At 35.7% G+C, this 26,684-nt stretch carries 24 protein-coding genes; 11 read left to right on the top strand and 13 right to left on the bottom strand.

What is annotated here, in order from left to right; translation table 11 throughout:
- Positions 1-135 precede the first annotated feature (135 nt).
- Complete coding sequence (locus tag NQ163_RS06925; protein WP_268189564.1) at positions 136-1,017, bottom strand: DMT family transporter; 882 nt, start codon at positions 1,015-1,017, stop codon at positions 136-138.
- A 448-nt stretch (positions 1,018-1,465) separates the two neighbouring features.
- On the bottom strand, positions 1,466-2,260 hold the full coding sequence (locus NQ163_RS06920) for a hypothetical protein (protein WP_268189563.1): 795 nt from the start codon (positions 2,258-2,260) through the stop codon (positions 1,466-1,468).
- 214 nt (positions 2,261-2,474) lie between these two features.
- Here NQ163_RS06920 and NQ163_RS06915 point away from each other — a divergent pair, with 214 nt between their 5' ends.
- Complete coding sequence (locus tag NQ163_RS06915; RefSeq protein ID WP_268189562.1) at positions 2,475-3,779, top strand: dicarboxylate/amino acid:cation symporter; 1,305 nt, start codon at positions 2,475-2,477, stop codon at positions 3,777-3,779.
- A 39-nt stretch (positions 3,780-3,818) separates the two neighbouring features.
- On the opposite strand, the gene dapA is transcribed toward NQ163_RS06915, so the two are convergent.
- Positions 3,819-4,739, bottom strand: a complete 921-nt coding sequence (gene dapA / locus NQ163_RS06910) for a 4-hydroxy-tetrahydrodipicolinate synthase (protein ID WP_268189561.1) — start codon at positions 4,737-4,739, stop codon at positions 3,819-3,821.
- A 281-nt stretch (positions 4,740-5,020) separates the two neighbouring features.
- On the opposite strand from dapA, the gene NQ163_RS06905 reads away from it, so the two are divergent.
- Positions 5,021-5,680, top strand: coding sequence for an aspartate kinase (locus tag NQ163_RS06905; RefSeq protein WP_120241075.1), 660 nt, complete (start codon positions 5,021-5,023; stop codon positions 5,678-5,680).
- Between the two features lie 8 nt (positions 5,681-5,688).
- On the opposite strand, the gene NQ163_RS06900 is transcribed toward NQ163_RS06905, so the two are convergent.
- Genes NQ163_RS06900 through NQ163_RS06890 form a run of 3 tightly spaced genes read right to left on the bottom strand, consistent with a single transcriptional unit; the run spans position 5,689 to position 8,174 of the window.
- A complete protein-coding gene (locus NQ163_RS06900; protein WP_268189560.1) occupies positions 5,689-6,174 on the bottom strand; it encodes a YchJ family protein in 486 nt (161 codons plus the stop codon).
- Positions 6,175-6,176: 2 nt separating this feature from the next.
- The gene (locus NQ163_RS06895) at positions 6,177-7,031 is read right to left on the bottom strand and encodes a hypothetical protein (RefSeq protein ID WP_268189559.1); all 855 of its coding nucleotides are present in this window, start codon (positions 7,029-7,031) and stop codon (positions 6,177-6,179) included.
- A complete protein-coding gene (locus NQ163_RS06890) occupies positions 7,032-8,174 on the bottom strand; it encodes an MFS transporter (protein WP_268189558.1) in 1,143 nt (380 codons plus the stop codon).
- Positions 8,175-8,322: 148 nt separating this feature from the next.
- Between NQ163_RS06890 and NQ163_RS06885 the strand changes: the two genes are divergently transcribed.
- Positions 8,323-8,838 carry a nitroreductase family protein gene (locus NQ163_RS06885; protein ID WP_268189557.1) on the top strand — a complete coding sequence of 172 codons (516 nt, stop codon included), beginning with the start codon at positions 8,323-8,325 and terminating at the stop codon, positions 8,836-8,838.
- Positions 8,839-8,841: 3 nt separating this feature from the next.
- Positions 8,842-9,810, top strand: coding sequence for a CobW family GTP-binding protein (locus NQ163_RS06880; RefSeq protein ID WP_268189556.1), 969 nt, complete (start codon positions 8,842-8,844; stop codon positions 9,808-9,810).
- 28 nt (positions 9,811-9,838) lie between these two features.
- Here the strand turns inward: NQ163_RS06880 and NQ163_RS06875 are convergent, their stop codons facing one another.
- Entirely contained in the window at positions 9,839-10,543 is a 705-nt protein-coding gene (locus NQ163_RS06875; RefSeq protein WP_268189555.1) for a Crp/Fnr family transcriptional regulator, read from the bottom strand.
- A gap of 282 nt (positions 10,544-10,825) precedes the next feature.
- Between NQ163_RS06875 and NQ163_RS06870 the strand changes: the two genes are divergently transcribed.
- From NQ163_RS06870 to NQ163_RS06840, 7 genes are all read left to right on the top strand, one after another.
- Entirely contained in the window at positions 10,826-11,194 is a 369-nt protein-coding gene (locus NQ163_RS06870) for a hypothetical protein (protein WP_268189554.1), read from the top strand.
- Positions 11,195-11,206: 12 nt separating this feature from the next.
- Entirely contained in the window at positions 11,207-12,115 is a 909-nt protein-coding gene (locus tag NQ163_RS06865) for a DUF5777 family beta-barrel protein (protein ID WP_268189553.1), read from the top strand.
- Positions 12,116-12,140: 25 nt separating this feature from the next.
- Positions 12,141-12,545, top strand: a complete 405-nt coding sequence (locus NQ163_RS06860; protein ID WP_268189552.1) for a c-type cytochrome — start codon at positions 12,141-12,143, stop codon at positions 12,543-12,545.
- A gap of 95 nt (positions 12,546-12,640) precedes the next feature.
- Positions 12,641-13,573: a cytochrome c3 family protein gene (locus NQ163_RS06855; RefSeq protein ID WP_268189551.1), complete on the top strand. Its 933-nt coding sequence runs from the start codon at positions 12,641-12,643 to the stop codon at positions 13,571-13,573.
- A gap of 2 nt (positions 13,574-13,575) precedes the next feature.
- Positions 13,576-14,190, top strand: a complete 615-nt coding sequence (locus NQ163_RS06850) for a cytochrome b/b6 domain-containing protein (RefSeq protein WP_268189550.1) — start codon at positions 13,576-13,578, stop codon at positions 14,188-14,190.
- Positions 14,191-14,969: 779 nt separating this feature from the next.
- Positions 14,970-17,195, top strand: coding sequence for a TonB-dependent receptor (locus NQ163_RS06845; RefSeq protein WP_268189549.1), 2,226 nt, complete (start codon positions 14,970-14,972; stop codon positions 17,193-17,195).
- A 39-nt stretch (positions 17,196-17,234) separates the two neighbouring features.
- Positions 17,235-17,549 (top strand): heavy-metal-associated domain-containing protein, encoded by a 315-nt coding sequence (locus NQ163_RS06840; protein ID WP_268189548.1) that lies wholly within the window; start codon positions 17,235-17,237, stop codon positions 17,547-17,549.
- A gap of 71 nt (positions 17,550-17,620) precedes the next feature.
- On the opposite strand, the gene NQ163_RS06835 is transcribed toward NQ163_RS06840, so the two are convergent.
- The 6 genes from NQ163_RS06835 to NQ163_RS06810 all read right to left on the bottom strand — a co-directional run bounded on the left by NQ163_RS06835 (position 17,621) and on the right by NQ163_RS06810 (position 26,547).
- Positions 17,621-18,730 carry a hypothetical protein gene (locus NQ163_RS06835; RefSeq protein ID WP_268189547.1) on the bottom strand — a complete coding sequence of 370 codons (1,110 nt, stop codon included), beginning with the start codon at positions 18,728-18,730 and terminating at the stop codon, positions 17,621-17,623.
- Positions 18,731-19,037: 307 nt separating this feature from the next.
- Positions 19,038-20,114 carry a butyrate kinase gene (buk, locus tag NQ163_RS06830; RefSeq protein WP_268189546.1) on the bottom strand — a complete coding sequence of 359 codons (1,077 nt, stop codon included), beginning with the start codon at positions 20,112-20,114 and terminating at the stop codon, positions 19,038-19,040.
- A gap of 69 nt (positions 20,115-20,183) precedes the next feature.
- A complete protein-coding gene (locus NQ163_RS06825; RefSeq protein WP_268189545.1) occupies positions 20,184-21,332 on the bottom strand; it encodes an acyl-CoA dehydrogenase family protein in 1,149 nt (382 codons plus the stop codon).
- Positions 21,333-21,469: 137 nt separating this feature from the next.
- The gene (locus NQ163_RS06820; protein ID WP_268189544.1) at positions 21,470-23,287 is read right to left on the bottom strand and encodes an acyclic terpene utilization AtuA family protein; all 1,818 of its coding nucleotides are present in this window, start codon (positions 23,285-23,287) and stop codon (positions 21,470-21,472) included.
- A gap of 309 nt (positions 23,288-23,596) precedes the next feature.
- Positions 23,597-25,582, bottom strand: coding sequence for an acetyl/propionyl/methylcrotonyl-CoA carboxylase subunit alpha (locus NQ163_RS06815; protein ID WP_268189543.1), 1,986 nt, complete (start codon positions 25,580-25,582; stop codon positions 23,597-23,599).
- Positions 25,583-25,746: 164 nt separating this feature from the next.
- Positions 25,747-26,547 (bottom strand): enoyl-CoA hydratase-related protein, encoded by an 801-nt coding sequence (locus NQ163_RS06810; protein WP_268189542.1) that lies wholly within the window; start codon positions 26,545-26,547, stop codon positions 25,747-25,749.
- Between the last annotated feature and the right edge of the window lie 137 nt (positions 26,548-26,684).

Here is a 26,684-nt window from a genome sequence, read left to right as displayed (position 1 = left end):
TTTTTCGCAATGCTTAACCGTTTTTGAGCCTACATTTGTACTATAACAAAACAGAAAAGTGGTTTTTTCATAGAGTTATAGGGTTATAAAGTGAATATAGAAAAGTCGGGGTGGTTTCCGACTTTTTTGTTTTTATTATTTTCCAACACTTAGAAGAGTTTTTATATTTTCCAGTTTTAATTCTGCAAAAAGAATTCCCACAAATATTAATAATCCTCCAATAATCGTTTTCTCTGTAAGCTCCTCATTTAAATAGAAAAATGCCGTTACTGCTGCAAATAAAGGCTCAAAAGAGAAAATAATGGAGGTCGTAATTTCTGAGATATACTTTTGATAGTAATTCTGCACGGTGTACATGAATGCTGTTGCAAAAAGTGCTGTAAACAGTATGGCCTGCCATAATTTGTATTGAGTAGGAATAAACAAATCGTCACTGATTCCTGCATAAAGTGTGCAAACTATACCAACAATCAAAAACTGTGTAAGCGAAAGTAAAACCCCATCACATTTACGACTTATTTTTCCAACCATGATAATATAGATCGCAAACAAGATGGCTGAAAGAAACACCCAAGAATCACCAATATTTAAATCCAGACTACTGCTTAAGGTTAGCATGGCCAAACCCATTGTTGCCATAAGAACTGCAATAAAAATATTACTGGAAGGTAACTTTCTCTGAATGATTGAGAGAATAACAGGAACGAATACAACTGAAAGCCCGGTTATAAAACCTCCTTTCGAAGCACTGGTATACTGTAAACCTATGGTTTGTGCCAGAAAACTTGTTAGCAATGGTACAGACATCAATAATCCATACTTTAAAGTCGTTTTATTTATTAGCTTGAGCCTTCTGTAAAAGATCAGGCTAAGCACAATTCCTGCCAACAAAAAACGATATCCTAAAAATCCTGCTACACTCATTAATGACACAGCATCCTTAATGAAAACAAAGGTCATTCCCCAGAAAATTGTTCCCAAAAGAAGTAGAAAAATGGCTTTTAATTTTAAACTCATCACAAATAAATTTTAAAATCAATAATAGAAATAGTTTTCATTGAAGTGAAAATCATATACGAGAATAGAAAATCTCCTTATGAAGGAAATCAGAAAATACTTTGAAAACATGCTTAAAGAAATCGTACCAATACAGCTTCACAAATCAATGATTAAATAATGAAGCTATGGTACACAGAGAAGATCTGTGATGAGCAAAAAGTGATATTCTAAATCTTCCATAGCAGGAATATCACCCAATATTTGTACTCAATCTGTTGCGAAGATATACTTTTATCAGGAGAGACAAAAATATTTCTTGATAAGGTAAATTTCCCCAATAGAATCAATTACTTTCAAAAAATTATGAACGGTTTTAATCAAAAGCCGAAACGATTCGATAAAATAACAAAAGCTTTGTATTATTCACTCTTTAAAGCGTTTTGTATTAAAAAATCAGTTTTTTTAATTAAATATCGAATCCCGGACGAACAAAATTTCTGGAGTCAGGAAAAACCTCCTCAACTAAAGTTCTTAATCCTGAAAGGAGAAGTAATATTGGTAACATTCTATCTTCTGCACCTGGAAATTGGTGCATATAACTTGTCCATGCATCAATCGAATTGTCTATTGAAATCAGCGCTACTTTTGCTGAAGCGATACAGTCGTGGGCATAAAAGTCATTTCCGGTTTCTTCCGTATTGGCCTTACTGCGAAGTGCTCTAAAAAGTTTACTTGGGATGATAAATTGAAACCAACGAATAATTTCAGTTTTATCGAATATCAGTAATTCCGCATCATTCATCTCCTCTTCTTCCTTAAAATCAAAAATTTCCTTTAAAGAGTGAGAACCAACATACAATAATGACTCAAAATCAGCAAACCAAGCATCCACCAATTCCGAATACTTATCAGCCTGAAGCATCAATTGGCTTTTAAAAATCAACTCATCTTTTTCTTCTTCCTCTTCGGCATCAAAATTGGCAGATTGTTGTGGCAACTCCATACCCAAATCTTTTGCAGCCTGATTCAATAATTCCATACTCAACTGAAACATCTCATCCAAATTCTCCATTGCAGATGAAGCTTCTGCTTCAGTATCATTTTCAGTTGGTTTTAAATCAGGAACCCCTTCTTCCATCATCTTAAAATTAAGACAATTGGAAGTGAATTTACAACGCTCACACCATCCATCACAGTAATTGTAAATTCCGGGAATAAGGTTAGGATTTTGTATTAGTGCAAAGAGTAAATCTTTATTCATTGAGTATAGTAATCTTAAGTAATAGCATAATAAACAGAAACAATACGGTTTACATATGTTTTATCAAAAATAATTGACATTCTTGACTCAATAGTTTATGTTATAATTGTAATGTTTCGATAAAATTAAATTTTTGCATAGACGTAAGTCAAACTTCTTTTTCTTACAAAATCTATTGTACTAAATATTGTTCATTTTGTTGCATAAAAATCTAATGTTTTTTAAAAATAAAAATAGGGGTTCAAATTTGGGCAAGGCTAATGCTCTTCTTATCAGCATTATGATTGCCATTTTCCTGGGTTTCTTAGTTGGAGGAATATTCCCAAAAATGGCTCTAAAATTCTCGATATTTGGTGATATCTTTTTGAATATCCTGATGATGCTGGTTGTTCCCATGGTAATACTCTCCATGCTGGTTGGTATTTCAAAATTGGACAATCTTCGCAGCTTGGGAAAAATTGGAAGTAAAACTCTGGCTTACTATCTCTCAACAACGGCAATATCAGTATGTTTGGGAATTATTTTAGTTAATTTAATTCAACCGGGAAGCGGATTAAATATTCAGTTGCCTGATGATTCAAATCAGTATATATCAAAAAGCACGGCAATTTCTGAAACATTGAAACAGCTAATCGTTGGAAATCCAGAACAAGAACAGCAAGGCTTAATTGCATACAATTTATTTCTTGCCATGGCAAAAATGGACATATTACCTCTAATCATCTTCTCTTTGTTTTTTGGTGCAGCTTTATCTTCGCTAGGCAAAAAAGCAAAGAAAACCATTCAGTTTCTTTCGGTCTTAAACGATGGAATCATGCAATTGGTAAATTGGGTAATGTATATCGCTCCTCTAGGTATTTTTGGATTAATTACGGCGCGGATCGGGAAAGCTGGTGGTTATGAAGGTTTTCTTCCTGAATTGATATCACTTGGTAAATTCAGCCTTACTGTACTTTTAGGACTATCTATTCATGCATTACTTGTTTTGTGTTTACTCTTGAAATTTATAGGAAAAAGAAATCCTGTCGGTTTTGCAAAAGGAGTTGCTACAGCACTAATGAATGCTTTCTCAACAGCATCGAGTACTGCCACTCTCCCACTTACACTACAAGGTGTACAGCAACAAAATAAGATATCAAAAAAGACAAGTAATTTTGTACTTCCCCTGGGCGCAACCATAAATATGGATGGAACCGCCATTTACGAGGCTGTGGCTGCCATATTTATCGCACAATTGTATGGCTTGGAATTAAGCTTTGCGCAACAAACAATCATTTTTTTAACCGCAACACTTGCTGCCATTGGTGCTGCAGGCATTCCCGAGGCCGGATTGGTGACCATGGTAATTGTTTTAAAAGCTGTACATCTTCCAATTGAGGGAATTGGACTTATTCTAACAATAGATTGGCTATTGGATCGATTCAGAACTACAGTAAATGTTTGGGGAGATAGTGTAGGTGCTGCTATTATAGAAAGGTACGAAAACAAAGAAACCACCTCTGGTGAGATGGTTTCATAAGAATATTTCATGGGGGGAGAAATATTATCAATGAATTACTTACAATTCTTCGATTTCTGTCATATAAGTGTTTGTTTGTACCAATAGTTTTTGCAATTCAACCATCAATTGGGTTTTATTCTCATCTTCCATTCTGCACATTGGTGAACGGAATTCTTCCTGTACTTTTCCCATCAAGCTTAATCCTGTTTTTACAGGAATTGGATTGGACTCAATAAAACAAAGTTGAATGATATTTAAATATTTAAAATGCAATTCCCGTGCAGTAATTAAATCACCTGTCAATGCGGCTTGCATAAAGTCATGAAACTCTTTTGGAAACAAGTTTGCGGCAACCGAAATCACACCATCAGCCCCCATACAAACTGCTGGAAAAGCAAGAGCATCATCACCAGAAAATACCATAAAACCATCAGGTTTGTCACGTAAAATACAAGCCAATTGCTCCAAGTTTCCAGATGCTTCTTTTATTCCTGCAATATTTTCAATCTCATTTGCCAATTCAACAACCAAATCAGCTGGGATATTAGAAGCAGTTCTTCCCGGGACATTATACATGATTACAGGAACTGAAATTGCACTGGCAACCTGAGTGAAATAGTCCTTAAGACCTTTTCTGGTAGGCTTATTGTAATATGGAGAAACTACCAATACAGCATCTGCACCCAAAGATTCTGCCATTTGAGAATTTGCTACAGCTGTCATTGTAGAATTAGATCCGGTCCCTGCTATAACAGGGATGCGTTTATTCACCTTATCAATAACGAATTTGATAACCTCAGAATATTCTTCTTTAGATAATGTTGCTGCTTCACCTGTGGTTCCACAAACTACGATCCCATCAGATTGATTTTCGATATGAAATTCAATCAAATCATCTAAAGCTCTGTAATCAACACTTCCATCTTCGTTAAAAGGTGTTACAATCGCTACAATTGATCCTTGCCAATTCATTCTCATTTTTACTTTTTTATTCTTTTATACAATTAAAAGAGCATTAAAAATAATCCCGATAAACTTCTGAAATCAGATATTTAATATCATAATCCTCACTCAGAAGATTACCAGTATTATTCTCCTTGATTAAAAACCTACTTGGTTAATGTAGGGTTGTGGTTTACGTGGGCAAATATAGATGCAGGAAATAAATCAATAAAATTTTTAGAAAATTTATTCAAAAATTCTACATTTTGTGATAATTTCAACATCTTTGTAAAGAAATTCAACAAATATCAAGAAACATGATAACAATTCCACAAGTTGTAGAGAAAATTGTGAGTACTCAGCCATTTTTGGCAGAAGCATTGGTCGAAGGATTAATTAACGTTTCTTCTTTAGCGCGCAAAATACAGAATCAAGTTGAAGATACCGTAAAAAAGCCTGTAAAAATAGGTGCAATAATTATGGCTTTAAACAGATTGGCTCCAAACCTTGAGGTTAAAATCAATCCAGGTTTAAAAGATGTTATTACCAATGTAGGTGACATTATTGTACGCTCTAACTTGGTTGATTTCACTTATAAAAATTCAAATACTTTAATTGAAAAACACACCGAACTTTTGCGTTCCATTGGTCCAAACCAGGAATTTTTCTACACCATGGTACAAGGTGTTTTTGAGTCGAACCTGGTAGTTTCCGGATCCTTACAACAAAAAGTAGAAGAAGCATTTACCGGCGAAGAACTAGTTGCCAAAAGTGAAAAACTCTCTTCGGTCACCTTAAAGCTTCCTGCAACCAACTCTCAACAATTGGGATTTTATTATTTTATTCTAAAAAATATTGCCTGGGCAGGAATTAACATCGAAGAGGTAGTTTCTACAACCAATGAATTTACCTTAGTTGTAAACGATTCTGATATCGATAAAACATTTTCAGTTCTAAAAAATATGGGGAATAATTAATTATTCCCCTAAATTTTGCCAAAACAGCACTTCTTAAATTTCTTACCGCTACCACAACAGCATGGATCATTTCGATTCGGTAGATTTGGTTTTTCTTCTTTAGGATACTCCCCTGAAACATATACCCATTGCTCATTCTCCTTCTCGAAGAATGAATTTTCATGCAAGCACTGATCTATTCCATCTTCCTTATAATAGGCTTTAAACTCAACATGTCCATTATCATCCATTGAATTGCCCTTATTGGTATTTACAACATCTAATCGTTTCCAGTCTACCGATTTAGCCCAGTCTAAAATCTCTTTTTCCTGATTAAGCGGACGAGTTTTCGATGAATAAGTTTTTAAAATATAAGCGATATCAGCAATTACAAATGCCGAATAACGACTTCGCATTAAATCCTCGGCAGTTTCAGTTTTCCTTTTTCCTGAATGAATGGTACCACAGCACTCTTCGTAGGAATTTGATTTGCCACAATAACAAGGTGAACTCATAACTATTTCTTATCAAATCCCTGGAAAAATTCATCAAGTTTATCGAAATCCTGTTCTCCAATTAATCCCAAGAATTTTGAAAACTCAGGAGTTAATGTGGTAAGGGCATCCTTAATTTTAAACATTGCATTGAACTCTGTAATAAATTCAGCTCTCATATCGAATGCACACACCAAAGTTTCATAGAAAACACGGAATAAGTTTCCTTGGCTATATAAAACCTGATCATCAATAGAAATTACCTTCATAAGATTCATCAACAAATCAAGGTTTTTAAGCTCTATAGCTACAGCAAACCCCTTTGTAAAGTTGGCAAATAGCATTTGTAGAGATTCCTTATCATTGTATTCAGGAATTGGAACTGGCGTAAACTTGCAATCATTGAATATTGCCAATGCCTCTTCCCTCTTTCCTGATGTTAGCAACATAAAGGCCTTAACATTCGTCAAACACAAGTGATAAAACTCTTGATATTTGTCTTCAGGTAAATCCTGAAAAGCCTGATCAAGAACTTTTACACCTTCGCTCATGGCATCTTCAATCTTTTCATCGCCTCTTTTAAACGAAAACTCTGCCATAAATTGCAAAGCCCAATTTAATCCGTAAACCCATTTCCCATTTTTAGAACATGATGAGTAACCTTTTCGATATTCCTCTCCTGCTTCTTTCAATTCTCCGAATAAAGAAAATGCGCCTGCACGCAATTGCAGTATTTCCAAATAATATGCTGCATCGTCTTTCAAGTTTTCTACTGAATTATCAGCCAAAAATTCTCTGATTAAACTTGGGTTCTTTTCCTGAATGCCTTTATTATACGATTCAATAAGAGCCTGAAATGTTTCTTTATTAGTCTGCATTTATATTGTTTTTTTTACTTTTATTAATTGAACAAATCCTAAAGATATTACACTTAATGCTGCGCCTGCCAAAAAAGGAATGTGTCTGTCAATCATCCAAAGCATTCCACCCAAAACAGGAATTACAACTGCTGAAATGTGATTAATGGTGAACCCAACCGCCATTGATGGTGCAATATCTTTTTGATCTCCGGTCTTTTGGAAATAAGTATTAATTCCCATTGAAAAGCCAAAGAATATATGATCGATAATGTATAAGCCTGCAACAACCCAGGCATTATCGATAAAAGCATATCCAAGGAAAACGAATATCAAGCTAATATACTCTGCTGATAACATTTTTCGCTCTCCAAATTTATTGATTCCCTTTGCAATATATGGCGAAATAAAATAAGTAATGATATTATTCACAACGAATAGTACTGCGATATCCTGCACAGAATAGCTGTATTTTTCAACAAGCATAAACACTGCAAAAACTACAAAAATCTGTCTTCTGGCACCGCTTAAAAAATTTAGTACATAAAACAGCCAATATCTTTTTCGTAATATCATTCCTTTATTCTGAGGAATAATGTTCTTATCTGCAGGTTTCCAAAACAAAGCCCAAATTCCTATCGCAAAAACGACTATACCAATCAAAATAAAACTCGCCTGAAGTGACATCACATGTGCAATTCCGAAAATAAATGCTCCCATACTCACATTTGCCACGGCCGTCCAGCTCTTTTGTTTGGCAAATACCATAGGAGAATCCTCAACAGAAAAGTATTGCAAGGTTAAAGACTTGTTGGTGGTTTCAAAATAGTGAAATCCTACCGACATAACCAGCGTAGTAAAAACCAAACCCCAAAAACTTGGAAAGAACCCCGTACATGCAACACCAACACCAACAAATAAAACTGAAATTGCAGAAAGTTTATGTTCCTTAATTACTAAAAGAAGGTAAACAACCAATAAGGCCAAAAAGCCAGGAATTTCTCTTACCGACTGAATGATACCAACTTGAAAACCATTAATTCCAACTTCATCAACAGCCAAGTTATTAAACAGAGTTCTCCACCCTTGATGCCCAGCTGTTGCCGCTATTACCAACAACATTAAATACTGGTACATGATATTTTTCTTCCAATCTTTGGTCATTCTAACCTCTCTATAAAAATGAGTGGCAAAGTTACTAAAATGCTTATTAATTCGAGTGTTTCTTGGCACATAGAATAGATTCTTTCCAGATCTCTTTTCTTCTTTTTAAATAATTCTCAATTTTGTATTCAAATTAAACCTATAACACATGGATTTAAGAACGATAATAGAAAACCGTTACTCGGTTCGCTCATACCAGCAAAAAGAAGTTGAGAAAGAAAAACTAATTAAAATACTGGAAGCAGGTCAACTTGCACCTTCAGCTGTCAATAATCAACCTTGGCATTTTATAGTTGTACGTGAACCTGAGAATCATGCAAATTTTTCAGAAATCTATCACAGAGATTGGTTTAAGGAAGCTCCGGTTTACATTATAGTTTGTGGTGATCACAGCGCTGCATGGAAAAGAAAGGAAGACGGCAAAGATCACACCGATGTTGATGCAGCAATTGCAATTGATCACATGACTTTACAAGCTACGGAATTGGGATTGGGAACTTGTTGGATCTGTAATTTCTATGTAGAAAAATGCAGAGAGTTCTTTCAATTACCAGAACAGATTGAACCCATTGCAATCTTGTCATTAGGTTATCCATGCGATGATAAGCTACCTGTGAAAAAGCGTAAATCTTTGGATGAGATTGTACATTGGGAAAAATTTTAAAGTATGAGTAAGATACCCGTAACCGTTATTACAGGCTTTTTAGGAGCTGGAAAAACAAGTTTACTCAATAATTTAATTGCTGAATACTCGGATAAAAAGTTTGCAATTATAGAGAATGAATTTGGTGAAGAAAACATCGATTCAACTCTTGTTGAAAATATTCAGTCTGAAGATATTTTCGAACTAAGCAATGGTTGTATCTGTTGTAACTTAAACCAGGAATTATTTGTAGTTCTTCAAAAATTGGTTGAGTCAAAACATGATTTCAATCATTTACTTATTGAAACTACCGGGATTGCAGATCCAGGAAGTATTTTGGCTTCTTTTATCAGTGATCCAATTGTTAAATCTCAATTTGAACTGGATAGTGTAATTTGTCTGGTTGATGCTAAAAATGTTGATTCAGATTTAAAAAAAGAAAATGTACTATCTAAACAGATCGCAATTTCTGATACTATTCTTCTTAACAAACTAGATTTAGTTAATGAGGAAAAAATAGAATCAATTTTAAATTTGATAAAAAAGCAAAATCAACATGCAGAAATCATTAAAAGTGAATTTTCTAAATTAGGAAATCATCAGCTACTTGATCAATTCTCATACAAACCTGAAAATATTTTTCACCATATCTTGGTACTAGAAACCAGAATGAAAGGTAATTCATTAGAAAATAATCATGAAATACAAAATATGTTATTTAGATGTGAAGAACCATTAGATCAAATGAAAATAGGCATGTGGCTCGACGCATTTCTGCAATTTAATCAAGATACAATTTACCGGGTAAAAGGAATTTTGAACTTAGCAGGTGTAGACAACAGAATCATTCTACAGTCCGTTCATACTCAAATTCAAGCAACAGTTGGAAAAGCCTGGAGTGGCGATGAAAAACGAGAATCAAAAATTGTAATTATTGGTAAAGACTTGAATCAGGAAATCATCGAAAAAAACCTTTTAGATTTAAAAGCATAAAAAAACGAGAGCTTAAGCTCTCGTTTTTTTATCCTGTTTCACTGATTCGTTCCAGCTGCTCTGAGTTTAATACATTAAGATTTCTTCCATCCAATTCTATGATTCCTTCGTGGTGAAATTCCTTAAGTATTCGAATCGCGCTGTCTTTTGACATTCCAGTTAAATCTGCAATATCTTGTCGTGATAAGTGCAATGAAAACTGATTGCTTTCATATATTTTCTTTGAAAGGTATAAAATGCCATCTGCAATTCTACCATGCATTTGTTTTTGCGACAAGCTAACCATTTTTTCATAAGAAAAAACACCCTTTTGTGTACATTGAGTAATAAACTCTTCAGCAAAAGCCGAATTTTGTCGAATCATTTTTTTAAATGATTCAATTTCAATAAAACAAGCCGTACAATCCACCAAGGCTGCTACTGAATAATGATGACGATTATCGAAATACAAAGATGCTTGTCCCACAACTTCCCAAGGTTTTACAATCCTTATAATAAGTTGTCTTTCCTGAACGCCTTCCACATAAAACTTTGCCAATCCTGAAGTAATAATCAGCAAATGAGTTGCAGAAGTTCCTTGTTTAAAAATAGTTTCTCCAGCTTTGAACTTCACTTCAAATCTACTGGTATTAAGATCTGTTAATTCTGATTGCGAAAGCAATTGAAATAAGGGAATTTTCTTGTTGCAATCAACACAATTTTTACAATTGTCGGTTCTAGTAAATTTTGCCATAATAGGGTTAGAGGTTTAGGGGTACTTACTCTATATTTTCTAAATCAATCATCTAATTAAACAATTCTAGTTGATATGATCTGTTCTAAAGATAGAAAAATAACAGTTATAAGCCTAGTTATTTGTTGATAAATATCGATTTGAATTAGATAAATTCCTTTTTCTCTCGAAAGATATCTCGTCACCTCATAATAGCTGTGCACATTGCAAATCTTTACCTTTAGAAGAGAGTGAAAAGCCCTAATTAACCGAAAACAGTTCATAATCTAAAATCTTAATACTATGCAAAAGAACAAATTTGTACATCTTATAACGATTTTAGCAACACTGCTCTGCTTTGTCTCTTGTGAGTACGACACAGTTGAGTTTGACAAAGTTGTTATTCCTCCAGATCAGGAAGTTACTTTTAGCAATGACATTATTCCAATTTTCACATCCAATTGTACTCAATGTCATGATAATGGTGGGATTGATCCTAATCTAAGTGCATCCAAGGCGTATGACTCCTTGATAGACGGTAATTACATCAACACTGAAAATCCTGGGGAAAGTAAATTATTTAAAAAAGTAGACAGTGGTCACGGGTCTTTGAATCCAACTGAAAAACAACTGATACTTGAATGGATAACCAGAGGTGCTAACAACGACTAAAAACTACAGACTATGCGTACGAAATATATTCACAAAAAAGCTAACAACATTAGCATATTCGGATCTATTACCGGACTGTTTGTTATTTTACTGATTTTAGGAAATCCACTAAATGTAAATGCACAAACTGATGAATTTGCCAATGAGCCAGTAAGCGGTACATTCGAAACTGGTTTACTTGCAGAAACTCAAACTGTAGCCACTCCATTTGCTGGTGAATTCGAATTACATGTCCAACATCGTTTTGGTCTAATAGAAAATGGATTAGAGGATGTTTTCGGAATTTATGCAACTTCGAATATCAGAATGGGTTTAAATTATGGTATTACCGAAAAAATTATGGTTGGTTACGGTTACACCAAAGAATTTAAATTACAGGAGTTTCATGGTAAATACCGTGTTCTAACTCAAACAGAATCCAACTCTATTCCTGTTTCTGTTGCTGTATATGGAAATTTAGCAATCAACTCTCAAGATAAATCAGTTTTTGGGAATGATTATAAATTCTCGGATAGATTATCATACTTCTCTCAATTGTTGGTAGCTCATAAATTTAACGACAATTTTTCCTTACAATTTGGACCAAGTTTTACACATTTTAATAAAACAGATACTTTGGTTGAGCATGATAAAGTTGCACTCTCTTTAGCAGGTCGCGCAAAGGTGAGTCCTTCAATGTCTATATTTTTTGAGTATGATCAACCTTTAAACATTGATGATATGAGAGAATTTGCTCCGGATGAGAACGATCCGGAAGCTAACCTGTCTTTTGGTATAGAAATTGGTACTAGTACTCATGTATTCCAAGTATTTATGTCGAACTATGAAGGAATTACCCCACAGAGGAATATATTATACAACAAAAATAAAATAGATGATGGGGATTTTCTATTCGGATTCAACATACTGGTTAGATTCTAACATCCTTCATTAAAAACATTTAATTATGAAAACATTTAAAATTATTATCCTAGTTGCCATTGCATTGCTTGCCTTTTCGTTCACTGTTCAACAAAAAAAGGCAGGTCCTTGGGAAATTCCAGCAGAATATAAAAAAATGGAGAATCCATTGGCAAATGACAAGGCTAGTGTAAATAAAGGCAAAATGGTTTATATGAAGCATTGTCGTTCATGTCATGGGAATACAGGTTTAGGAGATGGTCCAAAAGCTGCAAGACTTAAAACTTTCCCTGGAGATTTTACTTCTGCCGAATTTCAAGCTCAAAGTGATGGAGAATTATTTTACAAGTCGATAATTGGTAGAGATGAAATGCCAAATTACGAAAAGAAAATTCCTAGTAAAAAAGACCAATGGTCTGTGATAAATTACATGAGAACTTTCAAAAAATGATATAGCATCTCAGATTATTAAAGGGTATTAAAAATAAATAATACCCTTTTTTAGTCATATCACCCAATCCTCATAAACCTATAAGCCTAATCTTTATGAAACTATCAAAATTAATATTGGGATGTATATGTTTATTGCTTTCTTTCAGCTTATATGCTCAAAAAGAAACCAATAAAAATCATTCATGCCTTAAATGTCATGCTCATCGCACTTACAAGTACATGAATGAGGATTTTGGTATGGAAATTAAGGAATCCATGTGTTCGAACCGAATGATTGATACCCTAGCCTACCAACAATCGAATCATGGAATGTTTAAATGTACTGATTGCCACTCACCTGAATATGAAACATTCCCACATGCAGGCAATCTTCGAATGGAATTGATGTATGCATGTAATGATTGCCATGCCGGTGATCCTGAATATGCTAAATTTCATTTCGAAGCAATTGAAGAAGCATTTTACGAAAGCATGCATTACAATCGTTCTCCAGATGCGTTTACTTGTTGGAGTTGTCACAATCCTCATACATACAAAACTCAGGCTCGCATAGGAGAAAAAATTAGTGAGACCGTAAGTTACGACAACAATATTTGTCTCTCCTGTCATGCAGATGTAAGTAAATATGAATTACTAACGGAAAGAGAAAACATCAACATTCTAAAATCTCATGAATGGCTTCCAAATCAGGAACTTCACTTTAAAAGCGTAAGATGCATTGAGTGCCACGCTCAACTTTCTGATAGCCTTCTGGTTAGTCATGTTGTAATGTCTAAAGATAGTGCAATAAGAGAATGTACTTCATGTCACTCTGCAAACTCACACCTTATGGCTAGTTTGTATCGTTACAAAAGTCTTGAGTCGAGAAAAGGAAGTGGTTTTTTAAATGCGGTAATTATTAACGAGTCCTATGTAATTGGTGCAAACCGAAATAAATATCTTAATATTTTAAGTGTAGTTATATTCGGATTAGTATTAATTGGAATCTTTACTCACACTATTTTTAGAATTTTTAAAAGCAAATAACTATGGCAAACGAAAAACTATACTTGTATCCTTTATGGATTAGAATTTGGCATTGGTTAAATGCTGTGCTTTTTATTGTACTATTGCTTACCGGAATTAGTATGCAGTACTCTAATCCGGAAAATCCACTACTCATATCATTCGAATTATCGGTTCAGTTGCATAATATTTGTGGAATTGCATTAAGTATTAATTACCTCCTATTTATTTTTGGAAACTTATTTACTTCCAATGGAAAACAATACAAAATGAAAACGAAAGGCTTGTTCAAAAGATTATACGATCAATCTGTGTTTTATTTGTTTGGAATGTTTAAAAAGCAAGATCCTCCATTCCCAATTTCATTAGAAAATAAATTCAATCCTTTGCAGCGATTTATATACTCAACAGCCATGTATATTGGTTTTCCAATAATCATAGCAAGCGGTATAGCAATGCTATTTCCAGAAATTATTATTCCTCAATTATTTGGAGTTAGCGGATTATTGGTAACTGCCTTATTACATGTTGTTATAGGCTTTGTTTTGTCATTGTTTTTATTTATTCACATTTATGTTTGTACAATTGGAAACTCTATAATAAGCAATTTTAGAAGCATGATAACCGGTTGGCATTAACAACTTAAAACATATATATTCAAACAGACACAAAAAAAGTGTCTGTTTTTTTTTGCTGTGTATTAATCCCTTAACAGTATTTTAACAAATTTTCTCACTTTCTTTTCACCCATTTTCAATCTTTAACTGTCTTATTATCGTAAAGGATTTGAAAAAAGTACCTATTTTTACATCCAGAAAATGAAAAAAATGCTTCGAAATATAATCACATTAGTTCTTTTAGGATTTTACCTAACAGGTTTTTGTGGTGTGCACTTTATTAAGCACAGTTGTTTTTCCTGTGAGCATTCAAAAATTCATTTTACTGTAGATGCTGATTGTATTAACCACGTAGACTGCAATTGCTGTTGTAGCGAGCATGATCATAATAAAAAACATCATCCCGAAACGTCAGAATGTAGCCCTGTTCTTTGTTGTGATTATAATCTGGTTTATCTAAAAACCGATCCAAATACAACATTAGTTGAAACAAGCAAAGCTCCTATAGCTCTTGAAACTTTGCTTCTTTTTACAAACACCTTGTACACAATTTCCAATTCAGTTACTACCATCTCCAAGTGTGGTTATATTGATGATTATCCTGATGACTATGTACAAGTTGACAGGAGCAAGTTGTGCACTTTCCTGTGTTGATTTCACAATTACCATATTAAAATCACATAATGATACACTTGCTATCATTGTGTAGCATTTCGCGTGCAAAAAATTCAAAACTTACAAAATAGATCAAGCTGTATTGTATACAATTTCAGCTACGATAGTATTAATTTATTTTTATCATGAAGATTAAAATAATAACACTCATGCTCTTATTTGTACCATTTATATCAATGGCAAATGGTACAGTTATAAAGGGTAAAATTGTTGAAAAGCAAAATTCAGGAGAAGCAGTTCCTTTAGCAGGAGCATCAGTATTTTGGAAAAATACAAGTATTGGTACTGCTGCCAATATGGATGGTAACTTCACTATTGATGTTATAAATGATTCCAAAACACTGGTAGTTCAATTCGTTGGTTATAAAACCAAAGAAATCAGTATCGAAGATTACAAAAATAAGGAATTGTTAATTGAACTAGTCCCAAACATTGAACTGAACGAAGTTATCGTTTCTGAAAGAAAACTAGGCACCATATTGGATAGAGACAATCCTATTCAATCTCAAAGTATAACTGGAGCTGAACTTTGTAAAGCTGCATGCTGTAATCTTTCAGAAAGCTTCGAAACCAATGCCTCTGTTGATGTATCATATGCAGATGCGGCAACAGGTGCAAAATCGATTAAACTTCTGGGTTTAACCGGAAAATATATCGAAATGATGACAGAAAAGAATCCAAACTTTAAAGGATTAGCTTCTGTTTATGGTATGGTATATGTTCCTGGACCATGGATGGAGTCCATTCAGGTTTCGAAAGGTGTTGGCTCGGTAATTAATGGTTATGAATCCATTACTGGTCAGATTAATATCAATTACATGAGACCTCAATCTGCACCAAAATTCTATTTAAATACTTTTGCAAACAGCATGGGAATGGCCGAAGTAAACATGATAGCCTCTGCAAAACTATCACCTAAACTAAGTACGGCCATCTTAGCTCATGGACAAGATAATGATAGAGAAATTGATCACAACCATGACATGTTTCTTGACGATCCAATGGTAACACAGTACAATTTTATTAATCGTTGGAACTGGGATGCCAGTGAATTCTTTAAAGTACAGTTCGGAGCTAAATTTATCGATGAACAACGAATTGGTGGGCAAAAAGGATTTAAAAAGGATCAACCCAACGATTTAAACAATGCTTATCGCATTAATATTGATACCAGAAGGTACGAAGCTTTTGCGAAATTTGGTTATATCATGCCCAAAGATGATGATAAAAGTATTGCTTTAATCACCAACTTCGCATCACATGAGCAAAACTCATTTTATGGTTTAAGAACTTACGATGCAGAACAAAAGTATTTCTATGCTAATCTTTTGTTTCAATCCTATATCGGTAACTTAACGCATAAATATACTGCTGGTTTATCCTATGTGTACGATGATTTTAAAGATCATTTAAGCATAGATAATCTGGGAACAGACAGAACCGAGAAAGTAGCAGGTGCATACATCGAATATACCTGGTTGCCTAATGATAACATTACTTTGCAGACCGGATTGCGTTACGATGATCACAACATTTACGGTGGATTTGTAACCCCACGTTTGCATTTTAGATATCAATTTGCACCTAAAACCACGGCACGTTTGGCTGTTGGTAGTGGTAGAAGAACTTCAAATCCAATTGCTGAAAACAGCTTTTTATTAGCCTCTAACAGATCTTTGGAAATTGCTGAAGATCTAAAACAGGAAAAAGCATGGAACTTTGGCTTAAGCTTAACGCAATATTTTGATTTATTTGATAGAGGATTTACGCTTTCTGCTGATTTCTACAGAACCGTGTTTGACAATCAGATCATTACAGATTTAGACAATAGCGTTGACAAAGTAAGATTCTATAATTTGGATGGCAAATCATGGGCAAACAACTACCAGGTTGAATTAAAATTTGCTCCTGTTGACAGATTTGACGTAACAACAGCAATTCGTTTTTCTGATGTTAAAGCTGACATTAATAACCAATTCCAAAAGGTACCATATGTAAATCGTTTTAAAGGTTTGATAACAACATCTTATGCTACAAACTTTAACAAATGGCAATTCGATTTCACAACGCAGTTTAATGGTGATATGAGAATTCCTTCAACAAAAGCGAATCCAGAACAATACCAAAGACGAGAAAAATCTCCTGTTTATGCATTAATGAATGCTCAAGTAACTAAAAGATTTAAAATATGGGAAATATATGTTGGAGCTGAGAACCTTGGCAACTATACGCAAAAGAATCCGATAATTGGTGCTACTGATCCTTTTGGAGAATATTTTGACGCTTCTATGATATGGGGACCAATCCAAGAAAGAAAGTTCTATGTCGGATTACGATTAACAATTGAATAAACAAACACTAATATATCCAAAACAATAAAATTTAAACAAATGAAGAATTTATCTAAAATTTTCAAAAGCACTCTATTAGTATTAAGCATTGTAATTACATCTACTCTATCTTACGCCGCAAATAAAAACGACAAAAAAGTTGAAACCGTTGTTTTTAAGGTAGAAATGGATTGCATGGGATGTGCAGGTAAGATTGAAAAAAACATTCCTTTCGAAAAAGGCGTTAAGAAATTAGACGTTGACTTTAAAGCTCAAAAAGTTACAATTTCCTATAAAGCTGATAAAACAAACAAGGTGAACTTGAAAAAAGCAATTGAGAAATTGAAATTCAAAGTGGAAGAAGTAAAAGGATAATTCCTTTTCTATTATAAAACAAAAGCTTGTCTCCACAATGGAGACAAGCTTTTTTTAATTATTTTTTTCCGTTATAATCCTAATAAAGCTTCAGCTTGATCTAATAATGCTTCCACATAAGTTGGATTGTGAGCACCATTACTTCTGTCTTCAAGAAGAATCATGAAATTCCAGAATGCCTGAAATTGTTCTCTTGTTATAGAAGCGTACATTGGATGATACTCTCCGTCTTCTTCATGAATCGCATGAATAGCTTCTAATGCCACACCAATAGCCTCAACTCTATCAGCAATAGCATCCATATAAACATCCTTTTCACCATGACAACTCGTACAATTATCTAATTCAGGCTTGAAACTATGTCCACTAGCTTCGCCCATATGACATTTCACACAACCATCACTATGCCCCGAGAACATTGTTCCTGCAGCAGCAGTGTAACCACCAACACCTATCCAGGTATTCCCTTGAGAACTAAGGTGTGGTCCTGCATGTGTACTACTAATATAAACGTGAGTTGTTGGTACATCAAATACAACAGTTAATGTATCTGAAGTTGCATTTAATGTGGCTGAACCTGCAGGGCCAAATGCAGCAGTTTGGTACACCGCAATATCATCACCCGTAAACTTTCTAGTGAAAGTTTGGTCCTCAGTATACTTATCATAGTATTCACCATTCCTTCGTGATTGATGACAGTTTAGACATGTATTGTTGTTACCTTCGTCAACAACTGTAGTATTATCAGTAATAAGGGTAACTGCTCCATTTAATCTTAGCGCGTAATCACCAGCTTCCATAGTTTCATGCAAACTATGACAAGTTGCACATTCCCATGCCGTTGGATTTGAAATATTCCCCGAAACAGTACCAGTTTCGGCAAACTCAACATATCCCTGATGTGAGTGACATTTTGCACAAGAAGCTCTTCCTCCAGCATAATCCACAGCGTTTAATCCGCTTACATGAACAGATTGAGAAAATTGAGCTTCAATAGTAGTCTTGATTTCCTGACCGTGACAAGCTAAACAGGTAGAATTACCATCTACCCCATCTTTACCGTCAGTTCCATCGGCACCAGCAGGCCCCATTGGTCCTTCTTTGGTACAACTGGCTATTGATAAGGATATAGCTAAAACTCCAAGTCCAATAAGTTGAAAAAATAAACGAGCTTTTTTCATAATTCCAGAATATAAGGTTAATACTTTTTAGTTTATGATAGAGTGAATAAGAGCCCTACTCTTATCACTAATAAATATAGACCAATGTAAAAAGCTTATCAATAATTGCTCAGCGAGATTTATACCCCAGAATAAAGAGTTTTACTACATTAAAAATACGAGAAATAGGACAATATAATCGACATTTATCATGTGTGAATCGATTTTTATCGTCAGAGATTATATCATTCATTGCAGTTAAATATTTCTGTAGAAATTGAAGGAATTTATTCCTATAAAAAAAGCCGACAAATGCCGGCTTTTTCTTTTAATATTCAAGTATTTCCGTTTCTTTTCGGAGTATCATTTTTCCATAATAGGAAAGCGCTCCAAGAACCTCTGCTCCCGGCTGAATAGAAACAGGTGCAATTTTATCTACACGAGTTTTTATCTCTTTTACAAACTGCTCATCTTTTGCCATTCCACCAGTAATGATAATGGCATCCACAGCTTCCCCTCCGAATATCGCATACATGGAGGCAATTGATTTAGAAACCTGATATGCCATAGCAGCCAAAACTTCTGTTGCCTTGGCATCACCAGCATCTCTCTTTTTACAAACATCGTAACCACTATAGGTATTAAAATGAGCATATAAACCACCTTGACCAGTTTGCTTGTTCAACATTTCTTCCTGTGTGTACTTGCCTGAGAAACATTCTCTAATTACATCTCCCATTGGTAAGCTTCCACTTCGGATTGGTGAGAATGGACCATCCCCATCGTAAGCTTGATTGGCATCTACAACTCTTCCCTTTCTGTGAGCTCCAATACTAATCCCACCACCCAAATGTGCTACAATAATATTCATTTCTTCATATTCCTTGTAAACACTTTTCGCGTACTTTCTTGCTGCAATTTTTTGGTTTAGTGCATGAAAGATCGATTTCTTCTTGAATTCAGGGCGCCCTGTAATTCGCGCAATGTCTTCAAGCTCGTCAACAACAACAGGATCAGCAATAAATGCGTCAGCATTGCTCAATTCAGATGCGATTGTATTGGCCAAAAGTCCACCAAGATTCACCACATCATCGCCATATTCGCAATTTGCCAAATCTTTTACCATAGAATCATTTACTTTATAAACCCCAGATTTTACAGGTTTAAGTAAACCGCCACGCCCAATTACAACTGCAATATCCTCAATACTGATATCATTGCTCTTTAGCTCATCCAAAATGATTTTAGCACGCAAAGCAGCTTGATCCACATAACGATCAAATCCATTAAAGTCTTCTGGTTTATGATTTATCTTTTTAAGAAAAACAGTTGTATTCATCCTATAAACTGCAATTCGGGTAAATTGCATTCTAGGATTCAATGCTAGAATTAATTCTCTACTCATATTGTTGGTATTTTGGGTTAAACAAACTGCAAATGGTTAGGAATTTGCAGCTTGTAAATTCAATTCTTCTTATTCATCCATAATGTATCTTGAAATTACCAATCGTTGAATTTCCGAAGTTCCTTCTCCGATTTGCAACAATCTTTGATCTCTGTAAAAGCGTTCCACCGGATATTCTTTCATCAATCCATATCCTCCATGAATTTGAACTGCCTCATCGGCCACTTCTTTGGCGATTTCGGAACAGTACAATTTCGACATTGCAGCCTCTTTGGCAAAAGGTTTTCCATTGTCTTTTAGCCAACATGCTTTATATAAAAGATTCCTTGCCAATTCAATTTTGGTAGCCATATCAGCTAATTTGAATGAGATAGCCTGAAATTTACCAATTGGTTTTCCAAACTGCTTTCTCTCCTTTGAATATTGCAAAGCCATTTCAAAAGCACCTTGAGCCAATCCCAATCCCATTGCAGCAATGGATAATCTTCCTGAATCCAATGTTTTCAACATGATTTTTGATCCCATACCACGTTCCCCAAGCATATTTCCCTTTGGAATACAACAGGTGTCAAAAAACATTTCAGCGGTGTCAGAAGCTCTCCACATCAATTTTCCATGCATAGCTCTCGACGACCATCCAGGAGTATCTTTTTCTACAATAAAGGTTGAAAACTCCTTTTCATTCCCATTTATAGCCGTAACTGCCTGAACGGTTACGCCAGAACACATGGAAGTAGATCCATTGGTAATAAATATCTTTGAACCGTTAATTTCCCAGTTCGTTCCATTGTCCTTTGCAAAAGTTTTTGATCCACGCGAATCAGATCCTGCATCAGGCTCGGTTAGTCCGAATGCCCAAAGCTCTTCACCATTACAAAGCGATGGCAAATACTTCATTTTCTGATCTTCCGTCCCAAACATATACAAGGGTCCAATTCCCAAAGAATTATGAGCAGCCAATGTTGCCGCATGAGATCCATCAACTCTTGCTATTTCTTCAACAGCAATGATGTAAGAAAGATAATCTGAACCTTGTCCACCATATTTTTCCGGAAGAAACATTCCAAACAATCCCATCTCTCCCATTTTCTTTGTCAATTCCAAAGAAAACACCTCCTTCTCATCAAGCTCTTTTGCCAATGGCTTAATTTCGCGCTCTGCAAAGTCGCGAACAGCTTTTCTTATGATATTATGTTCTTCGTTTAATTCGAAATTCATTTTCTATATACTAATTAAAAAACACCAAGTAAGAACTCCATTTTGTTTATTAAACCTGTCTTACTTAGTTATATTTCACACTATTTAAGTTAATAACAATTCTTAACTATCCCAATAAAATTGGATACTTTCACTAATTATTTTTGCGATTCAACCTTCATTTTTGACGAAAGTAATTTTTCTGGTATCATGATTTCCTGATTCAAAAGTGCAGTAGCAAATGTTTTCCCCTGTGCATCAATCATTAAGGATTTTGTTCCACCTCCATCCAGCGATTCTTCCAATAGAAAGTTCAATGCCAATAAATTATCAATCTCATATCGATGTATTCTTCCTTTAACCATTCCAAAAAACATCTCGGAAAGCTTTTCTGCTGTCAAATCATGTTTTAAGTATTGATATATCTCTTCTGATCGAGCCAAAACTCCAATATTTACGGTATCTCCCTTATCGCCAGAGCGACCTAAACAGATATCGCGCAAAGCAACCGTTATCAATCGATCCTCCTCCCAGGCAGGATCAACATATTCGGTATGCTCAACAGCTTCTATAGCCTGTAATTCCTCTTCATAGCCCAACACAGAACCTATTTCTTTAGATTCAATAAGCTCACCCTTTTCATTCAGCACATGAACGGTTGATGTGATGCATTCTTTAGGAATCAATGTTGGCCAATAGGTAATTACCTGTTGCATCCTGGCTCGTCCTCCCGTTACTGCAACGCCAGGAGGGCCACTCAAAATCAGGGGAGCAATACTCATCGAAAAATCTCTGATTTTATCAACATCAGTATCATAAACCGATAATCGTAGTAAAATCTCATTAGGATCGATATGCTCTGCCAGGTGCTGATGACAGGCATTGTATCCAACAAACTCGGTATTTTTCTTTAAGAAATCGGCATCTAATCTATCCCAGAAAATTTTTTCAAATTCCTGAGCCTTATTCAACACCCTACCTCCACTTATTACAATGGAACTTGTAGCTTTATAGCCATCCTCGTAAGCCATTGAAACCTTCAAATAAGGAGTAGACGGATATCCCTTAGCCCCACTCACCAATACTTTATTATTTTCCAACTCCGCTAGCTTCAGACGAGTAAAATCGGCAACCACATCGGGACTGATGTATTGATCAGGATTACCCATTTCGTATACCAATTGTTCCCGAATGGTATCTACACTAATTAATCCACCCGTATTCTCATGCTTATAGACAGTGAAATCACCATTTTGGTTCATTTCAACTATTGGGTAACCCATATTGTCCCAACGCTCCACTTTTTGCCAATCGGTAAAGTTTCCGCCTGTCGACTGTGCTCCACACTCAATAATATGGCCAGCCACCAAACCTGCTGCAAGCTTGTCCCAATCGTTCAGCTCCCAGCCCAATTCATAAATCATTGGCGCCATGGTAACCGAAGTATCGGTAACACGACCTGCCAAAATCAAATCGGCTCCACTTTCCAAAGCCTTAAGCAATGGAGGTACGCCCAGGTACACATTTGCACTTTGAATGTTTTTGATAATTGATTCAAAATCATCACCCGAATCCATATTTTTAAAATTGGCTTTCGCCGGATAAAATTCATCTATGCGATCAACGATATTGTCGCCATCAACCACAGCAATTTTCAGGGAAACACCTTTCTTTTCAAGTTCCGATAAAATCTTTCGGGCACATGCAATTGGGTTAATACCTCCTGCATTGGTTATCATTCGAACGCCTTTTGATTTCATCAAATCAGCCACATCTACAATCTGATCGACAAAATCAGTAACATACCCCAAGGCTTCGTTCTTTAGCTGCTGTTTTCGAAGAATACTCATGGTAACTTCAGCTAAAAAATCGGACGATATATAGTCAACTTCACCGCCTTCCAGTTGTCGGCGCAACACTCCCAGATCATCTCCCCAGAAACCTCCGGCATTTGCAATTCTGATTTTGGTCTTCATTTTGGTATGTTTTAGTTTTTAGTATTCCATTAATCTTAAATTCGACAGTTCCCTATGAATCGTCAACTTTTTCCTTTTAATATCGCATCCTTTTGAACCTATCTCCAAGTCTTCCGATTCGATCTCAAAGTCTTCCGATCCTATCTTAAAACCTTCCGACTCGATTTTAAAGTCCTATGATCCCACCTTAAAGCCTTCCGACTTGATCTAAAAGTCCTCCGATCCTACCTTAATGCCTTCCGACTCGACCTCAAAGACTTCCGAATTCACTTCCAAGTCTGTTGAATTCACCTCAAAGTCATTTAATATTTATATCACATTCATCGATAAACGAATCAACTCAGTTTCATTCATTACCTGCTCGCCCTCTTCAACAAACACCTTTTCTATTTTTCCTTCGAAAGGTGCCAATATGTTATTTTCCATCTTCATAGCTTCCACAATAACCAGCACCTCTCCTTTTGAAACCGATTGCCCAGCTTGTGCCTCAACCTTAACAATTTTGCCCGGCATTGGTGACAGGATTCTGCCATCGCCAGCGCCAGAACTATCTGTCGATGATTCTCCTGCTTTGGCCTGAATCTCGGACCAACGTTCCAATTGACGCACAATGCCCCTGCAACTCACAAAACTTTTTCCCTCCGAATTTTTCGATCTATAAAATCGATACCTCATACTTTCATATTCAAAAGACATGTAATTCTCCTCCATCTGAAGGTTCTCCAAAGCATACTTGCTCTCTCCTATCTTTATGCGATAAGGATTCTGCTCCAAAATTTCAACATCCAAAGCCTCATTGTCCATTACCCTGAGTCTTGTTCCATTCATGCGCCAATATCCAATCTGGTCCCAAACAGAGTCAGACGCTTTAAGACATAACTCGAACAAAGCAAAGCTGATATGGAACAGGAAAGAAGGTACATCTTCCTTTTCCTTAAGCATGATTTGATTCAAATCATCGGCATGATGCTGGCAAAAATGAGTTGAAATCTTATTCTGCTTGAAAGCATCGGTATTTAAAAGTGTATGCAAGTACATGATATTGTTTTTGATACCATGTATTTGATAATCGTGTAAAGCCAAATGCAAACGCTCAATGGCCATGTCACGATTTTCATCCCAAACCACCAGTTTTGCAATCATCGGATCAAAATCGGGATGGATCACACAAGGGCCTGTTATGGCCGAATCCAATCGCTGTCTTCCTTCAAACAGTTTAGGAGCCTTATAAAAACTGATCTCTCCAGGCGAAGGAATAAAATCTTTCTCCGGATCTTCGGCATATATCCTTGCTTCAATGGCATGTCCTCTCATTTGCAGCTCATCCTGCTTCAAGGGTAAGTTTCTCCCCGATGCCACCAGCAATTGGTGTTCAACCAAATCAATACCAGTAATCATTTCCGTCACCGGATGCTCCACCTGAATGCGGGTATTCATTTCCAAAAAGTAGAAGTTCAAGTCCTCATCAACCAGAAACTCTACAGTTCCCGCATTGCTATAGTTCATTTTCTGAGCCAGCAATACGGCTGTTTCGCCCATTTTCTGCCTTAATTCAGGCGTTAATGTTGGCGAAGGTGCTTCCTCAATTACTTTCTGGAATCTTCTTTGAATGGAGCACTCTCTTTCAAACAAATGAACCACATTCCCATGTTGATCCGCCAAGACCTGAACCTCAATATGCCTTGGATTCTCAATGTATCTTTCAATCAATACATCTCCATCGCCAAAATAACTAGCTGCTTCACGCGATGTTGATTCCAAGGCTGCTTCCATATCCTTGGGCTCATGAACTATGCGCATGCCTTTTCCACCACCTCCTGCTGCAGCCTTTATCAATAGCGGAAATTTTAAGCTCTTGCTTGCTTTCAGTAGGGTTTCATGCTTACCAACAACACCTTCCAGTACAGGCACACCAATTGACCTGGCAAATTCACGGGCATTTACCTTATTGCCCATCAATTCAATGGCTTTTGCATCAGGGCCAACAAAGTCGATTCCCGAATCAGCGCAAAGCTTTGAAAACTCGGCATTCTCAGCCAAGAATCCATAACCAGGATGAATGGCATCTGCTTTCGCCTTCCGAGCTACATCAACAATTTGTTGAGCATTCAAATAAGTTTCCTGCAACCCCACACCTTTTAAGGGAAAAGCCTCATCGGCCTGTAACACATGCTCTGCATCTCTATCCTGTTCTGAATAAAGTGCTATAGTATGTATTCCCAGGTTCTTTGCGGTTTTCATTACCCTTAAGGCAATCTCACCACGGTTTGCTATTAATATTCGTTTGTAATACATGCTTAATCAATTAGTAATTAATAATGAGTAATTATCAATAAGCCTTTAGTCCAATTTCATTCTTAAAATTCTATTTGTCCTTAAAGATTTATTTTCGAATTCTTCCTGGATAAAGCCAGAATTATTTTTACGGTTTTCAATTACTCATTATTCATTTTTAATTATTAATTGTCCTCTGTCCAATTTGGTTTGCGTTTTTCTAAAAATGAACTCATTCCTTCTTGTCCTTCTTCAGATTGACGCAAATCAGCAATCATTTTGGCTGTATTCTCCATGGCTTCTTCATGTGTCCACTGGTTTTCCACATCATAAATCAATTGCTTACATGTAGAAACAGCAACAGGTCCACTGGATTTTAGCTTAGAAATCAAATCAGCTAACTTCGACTTCAACTTCTTCTCGCCATGAGACCAATTTGCCAATCCCGCTTGTTGCGCTTCTTTACCATTAAAACGCATTCCCGTTAACATCAACTCCTTTGATTTGTACTCGCCAACACGCTTAATCACGTAAGGAGAAATACAGGCAGGCACAATTCCTATTTTCACCTCGCTTAAAGAAAAGACAGTATCTCTGTGAGCCAATACAAAATCACAAGCTGCCAGCAGGCCATTTGCTCCTCCAATTGCGGCCCCATGAACTATAGCAATGGTTGGAAACTTACATGAGTAAACGGCATTGAAGCACATGGATAACTTGTAGCTTTCCAGGTAATTTTCCTCATACGAGTAATTTGCCACTCCCTTCATCCAGTTCAAATCGGCGCCCGCACAAAACGATTTTCCTTTGCCCTTTAGAATTACAACTCTAAGTGTTTTATAATCCAATTTCTCAATCACTTCAAAACATTCAATAATCTCTGCAATCATGCTTTCGTTGAATGCATTGTGAATATCAGGACGATTCAAGGTAATCGTTCCAATCTTGTTATTGATGCTGAATTCTATGGTTTGATATTTTTTCATTTTTATAATAATTTCGCAGCTTTCGTGCCTTTTCTAATTCTTTTCTACCATAATCGCGTGCCTATGGCACTCAATTATTAAGCACGCCAGGGCGAAATTATGGTAGTAAGCATTTTGTACCTTTACATTAATCCCAT

This window comes from Marinifilum sp. D737 (genome assembly GCF_026672275.1).
In the GTDB taxonomy this organism is placed as follows: domain Bacteria; phylum Bacteroidota; class Bacteroidia; order Bacteroidales; family Marinifilaceae; genus Marinifilum.
Note: the sequence above shows the minus strand (reverse complement) of the source record. Positions and strands in the feature narration are given on the sequence as shown.

Excerpts from the sequence above, each read along its gene's own strand:
- NQ163_RS06810 (WP_268189542.1), bottom strand. The coding sequence starts at position 26,547 with ATGAAAAAATATCAAACCATAGAATTCAGCATCAATAACAAGATTGGA.
- NQ163_RS06900 (WP_268189560.1), bottom strand. The coding sequence starts at position 6,174 with ATGAGTTCACCTTGTTATTGTGGCAAATCAAATTCCTACGAAGAGTGC.
- dapA (WP_268189561.1), bottom strand. The coding sequence starts at position 4,739 with ATGAGAATGAATTGGCAAGGATCAATTGTAGCGATTGTAACACCTTTT.
- NQ163_RS06840 (WP_268189548.1), top strand. The coding sequence starts at position 17,235 with ATGAAGAATTTATCTAAAATTTTCAAAAGCACTCTATTAGTATTAAGC.
- NQ163_RS06920 (WP_268189563.1), bottom strand. The coding sequence starts at position 2,260 with ATGAATAAAGATTTACTCTTTGCACTAATACAAAATCCTAACCTTATT.
- NQ163_RS06835 (WP_268189547.1), bottom strand. The coding sequence starts at position 18,730 with ATGAAAAAAGCTCGTTTATTTTTTCAACTTATTGGACTTGGAGTTTTA.
- NQ163_RS06890 (WP_268189558.1), bottom strand. The coding sequence starts at position 8,174 with ATGACCAAAGATTGGAAGAAAAATATCATGTACCAGTATTTAATGTTG.
- NQ163_RS06815 (WP_268189543.1), bottom strand. The coding sequence starts at position 25,582 with ATGTATTACAAACGAATATTAATAGCAAACCGTGGTGAGATTGCCTTA.
- NQ163_RS06905 (WP_120241075.1), top strand. The coding sequence starts at position 5,021 with ATGATAACAATTCCACAAGTTGTAGAGAAAATTGTGAGTACTCAGCCA.
- NQ163_RS06915 (WP_268189562.1), top strand. The coding sequence starts at position 2,475 with ATGTTTTTTAAAAATAAAAATAGGGGTTCAAATTTGGGCAAGGCTAAT.
- NQ163_RS06855 (WP_268189551.1), top strand. The coding sequence starts at position 12,641 with ATGAAACTATCAAAATTAATATTGGGATGTATATGTTTATTGCTTTCT.
- NQ163_RS06845 (WP_268189549.1), top strand. The coding sequence starts at position 14,970 with ATGAAGATTAAAATAATAACACTCATGCTCTTATTTGTACCATTTATA.
- NQ163_RS06825 (WP_268189545.1), bottom strand. The coding sequence starts at position 21,332 with ATGAATTTCGAATTAAACGAAGAACATAATATCATAAGAAAAGCTGTT.
- buk (WP_268189546.1), bottom strand. The coding sequence starts at position 20,114 with ATGAGTAGAGAATTAATTCTAGCATTGAATCCTAGAATGCAATTTACC.
- NQ163_RS06860 (WP_268189552.1), top strand. The coding sequence starts at position 12,141 with ATGAAAACATTTAAAATTATTATCCTAGTTGCCATTGCATTGCTTGCC.
- NQ163_RS06865 (WP_268189553.1), top strand. The coding sequence starts at position 11,207 with ATGCGTACGAAATATATTCACAAAAAAGCTAACAACATTAGCATATTC.
- NQ163_RS06925 (WP_268189564.1), bottom strand. The coding sequence starts at position 1,017 with ATGAGTTTAAAATTAAAAGCCATTTTTCTACTTCTTTTGGGAACAATT.
- NQ163_RS06895 (WP_268189559.1), bottom strand. The coding sequence starts at position 7,031 with ATGCAGACTAATAAAGAAACATTTCAGGCTCTTATTGAATCGTATAAT.
- NQ163_RS06885 (WP_268189557.1), top strand. The coding sequence starts at position 8,323 with ATGGATTTAAGAACGATAATAGAAAACCGTTACTCGGTTCGCTCATAC.
- NQ163_RS06850 (WP_268189550.1), top strand. The coding sequence starts at position 13,576 with ATGGCAAACGAAAAACTATACTTGTATCCTTTATGGATTAGAATTTGG.
- NQ163_RS06820 (WP_268189544.1), bottom strand. The coding sequence starts at position 23,287 with ATGAAGACCAAAATCAGAATTGCAAATGCCGGAGGTTTCTGGGGAGAT.
- NQ163_RS06870 (WP_268189554.1), top strand. The coding sequence starts at position 10,826 with ATGCAAAAGAACAAATTTGTACATCTTATAACGATTTTAGCAACACTG.
- NQ163_RS06875 (WP_268189555.1), bottom strand. The coding sequence starts at position 10,543 with ATGGCAAAATTTACTAGAACCGACAATTGTAAAAATTGTGTTGATTGC.
- NQ163_RS06880 (WP_268189556.1), top strand. The coding sequence starts at position 8,842 with ATGAGTAAGATACCCGTAACCGTTATTACAGGCTTTTTAGGAGCTGGA.